This is a genomic window from Pseudoalteromonas sp. S3431, assembly GCF_000690035.1.
GTDB lineage: Bacteria > Pseudomonadota > Gammaproteobacteria > Enterobacterales > Alteromonadaceae > Pseudoalteromonas > Pseudoalteromonas fuliginea.
In genome coordinates, this window is record NZ_JJNY01000066.1 from 1 (window position 1) to 3,628 (window position 3,628).

Annotated in this window: 3 protein-coding genes and 1 pseudogene; all 4 read left to right on the forward strand. The window is 35.3% G+C overall.

Annotated features, from left to right (window positions below):
* Positions 1-458: hypothetical protein (locus DO88_RS0118395; RefSeq protein ID WP_232224823.1), on the forward strand; the 458-nt coding region annotated here is incomplete at its 5' end.
* A 24-nt stretch (positions 459-482) separates the two neighbouring features.
* Positions 483-659 (forward strand): hypothetical protein, encoded by a 177-nt coding sequence (locus tag DO88_RS19150; protein ID WP_232224824.1) that lies wholly within the window; start codon positions 483-485, stop codon positions 657-659.
* A gap of 269 nt (positions 660-928) precedes the next feature.
* Positions 929-1,205 (forward strand): annotated as a pseudogene (locus DO88_RS19275) (hypothetical protein); the annotation flags it as partial.
* A gap of 249 nt (positions 1,206-1,454) precedes the next feature.
* Positions 1,455-2,810: a pentapeptide repeat-containing protein gene (locus DO88_RS18595; RefSeq protein WP_050482458.1), complete on the forward strand. Its 1,356-nt coding sequence runs from the start codon at positions 1,455-1,457 to the stop codon at positions 2,808-2,810.
* Positions 2,811-3,628: the final 818 nt, after the last annotated feature.

Consider the following 3,628-nt stretch of genomic DNA (forward strand, 5'->3'; position numbering starts at 1 on the left):
AAAAATGGGGGGATTACCGAAGAAATATGGAAAATTCAGCACAATCTATTGATATTATAGGACTAGTAAAAGCTAGTGGGCCATATTTGGTAGCATTGGTGGGTACGTTAGTTTCTTATATTCAAACTAAGCGAATTGCTGAGATTACCAAAGAAAAAGATCTAGAAATTACCAAACTTCAACGGCAATCTGTAATTGCGCTAGAAAATTTAAAATCAAAAAGCTCTGCAATATTAAAGTTGCAGGAAATTTACAGCCCCTTGTTTGCAAAAGTAACAGCTACTTTAAATGTTTATTGTTGTGTAGTTTCAAGCAAAAATAAAAGTGAAAAAATTAAAAACGATTTAAGTAAAAAGTTTGTGGATGACTATAACTCATTAACATTTGAGAGTAGACAAATAGTCTTGGCAGAGGCAATTGCTATTTGCCAATCCTTACAGGATCATAATTGTTATTAGCTTGCAGTCAAACTGGATAACAAGATGACAGAAGCACTAGCACTAGTTGACATATCTGATGCTTGTGCAGGCATCAAACACGTTGAGTCTATACGCACAGCTCTACGCGAATTAAATTTGTTGTACGTTGCGTTTTTTTATCGTCTAGCAAACTCCGAAGCCGTAGCTAAAAACTCAAGTAATGTGGATTCAGTAAGCTGAACCGCATCTTGAAACGTTACTAATGTCCGCTCATGGCACATTGACGAAGTTCGGCTTGGAGCGAAGAGCGGACATTGAAGTTGGATAAATATAAGGATTGGTTGTCAAACTGTGACATTCGCGTATATATTCAAGCAAATGAGTGGCACACACATATTGTTCTATTTAGCTTTACAGGAGGTTCAGAAGTGAATTGGTAATTAGGATGTCACCCATCCTAATTATTACGAAAAAGCCAACAAAAACAGCATGAAGTGTGCATTGTTATAAATAATGAATCACACAAAAAGCTGTGCTATGTTGATAAGATGAAAGTAAAAACAGACAGCCCAATCGGACGACGATAGCTGTTTATTAAAGAATGGCAAACGACTTGGTTGTATTGAACCGGCTTTCCTTTAAATAAAAAGCGGAACATTACAGTGAACAAAGGGATGAATAAATTGACCTTACGGGGTCAAGCGAAAGTGAATGCCTTACTTGACGCTGCGGTAACTGTATTGCCTTGCTCATAATATAGAAAAGCTGCAAAACACGATGCATTAAGAAGGTTAAGCGCTTTTACCCTAAATAAAAGCCACTCAAGTACCCGTAATCCCGTCCAAAACGCCAATTAAAACAACACCAAATTCCCGCTTTATATTCTGCATAAAATACAGTAATCGATTGAACCAAAATAGGAACTCAGCTATGGTTTGTTTATCAATAAAAATAAATAAAAAACGAGTTAATCTACAGGCTCGTTAGGCGCTTTAATCTAGTCGTTGTTTCAAAATTTAAATTTGGAGTTAATTCATGGATAAGAAAATAGGCAGGCAATATTCTAATATAGATAAACAAGAATTGGATCGCATGTTGGAACTTCATAGCATATGGCTAGACTCTGATGAAAAAGATGGCAAAAAAGCGGTATTAAAAAGGGTTGATCTTAGGAAAGTTGATTTTCGAGGAAGGGACTTACGAAAAATTGATATTAGACAGTCTAATATGGCTTTTGCTAAGTTAGATAATACAAACTTAGCTGGTGCTTCTTTAGGTAATGCTAATTTATTTAAAGCAAGCCTGATAAATTGTAATTTATCAGGCGCAAATGCGCCGAATACTGATTTTTCAGGGGTAAAAGCAAATGGTGCTAAATTTCAAGCTGCAAATTTACGGGCAGCAAATTTATCAAAAGCACATTTAGATGATTCGGATTTTAATTCTGCAACTTTAAATCAGGCAGATCTTAGGAACTCTTTCCTAGATGGTTCAAATTTTAGAAAATCAAAGCTTGAAAATGCGAGGTTAAACAATTCCTTTTTAATCGGTGCAAATTTATCTAGGGCTACATTAATTAATAGTGACTTTAGTTCAGCTAATTTAACTGGAGTTACATTATATGAAAATCAGTTAGATGGTTGGGTAATTGATGATGCTATTTGTGAGTATATTTACTCTAATGAAAATAGAGATGTAAGAGTTCCAAGTGATCGTACTTTTTCTTTAGGTGAATTCGTTGATTTATTTAAAACATTACCAACCATAGATTATCATTTCAAAAATGGCTTTAGTCCAATTGACCCTATATTGCTAAGCAAAGTAATCCAGGCTATCAATGAAGAGGATCCTAGTATTGGAATAGAATTTCAGGAATTGACGGCTAAGGGGTTATTCCCTCATGCTAGGTTTTCTGTTTTAACTAAAGAAAAAACAGAGCAAGCTATAAATCTATTTACAGAAAAATATGAAGCATTAAAGGAAAAAGTAGCTGATCGAGTGTTAAATATTTCAATAAATAATTCAGGGGGAGTTATGTCTATAGGTAATATTAATATTAGAGGTGATTTAGTAAATGAAGGTGTTATTGGTGATAACGGTACTGTAATCAACAATGGAGATGTTCTTAAAGTAGCTACGGATAACTCAACCTATGATTATTCACAAAATACTTTGAATTCATTAATAGAGGCTGTGAGTAAAGTCGCTTCCGAAAAAAATATAGTTAACGATACTATTGCAACTATTAATAAAGAAATTCGTGATTTACCATCAAAAGGGATCAAAGCATTATCTAAAAGTAGTATAGAGTGGATTAAAGAACACTCTACTAGTTTGGCAACTTCTGGCGGTAAAGAAGTAGTTGAAATCATAACAAACCTGATTACATAAATAGCGCCTAATCGGGTAGCCGGAGGTCTCTATCCTCCAGCCCCCAAAACACCCATCATGCGGGTCCGCAATGGGCGGTTCATCTCCCGTAATGAATACCGATCCAAATATCTCTCAATGACACTAAACCTTTTGACGCTAAATAGTCATTGCCTAGCGCAATGTTAATTCCTTTTGTTTTTGAGCTTCTACAAGGGCCTTTACTGGTGATACCACAGGCTATGGCGAGTCGTTCGCTAACACCCAGCTTTATTAAAGTGCGTACTTTCGTGCGTGGTTTAGAATAATTAGGATGACACCCATCCTAATTATTGCGAAAAAAGCCAACAAAAATAGCATGAAGAGTGTATTGCTATAAATAATGAATCATTAAAAAGCTGTGCTATGTTGATTAGATGAAAGTAAAAATAGACAGCCCAATCGCACGACGATAGCTGTTTATTAAAGAATGGCAAACGACTAGCCTGTATTGAACCGGCTTTCCTTTAAATAAAAAGCGGTATATTACGGGAATAAAGGGGTACTAAACTGACCTTACGAGGTCAAATGAAAGTGAATGCCTTACTTGACGCTGCGGTAACTGTATTGTCTTGTTCAGAATATAGAAAAGCTGCAAAACACAATGCACTGAGAAGGGGAAGCCTTTTTACTCTAAATAAAAGCCACTCAAACACCGGTAATCTCTTCCAAAACGCCAATTGAAACAACACTAAACCAGCTTTTTATATTCAATGAAAAACACAGTAATCGATAGAACCAAAATAGGAACTCAGCTATGGTTTATTTATCAATAAAAACAAATAAAAAACGAGTTAATC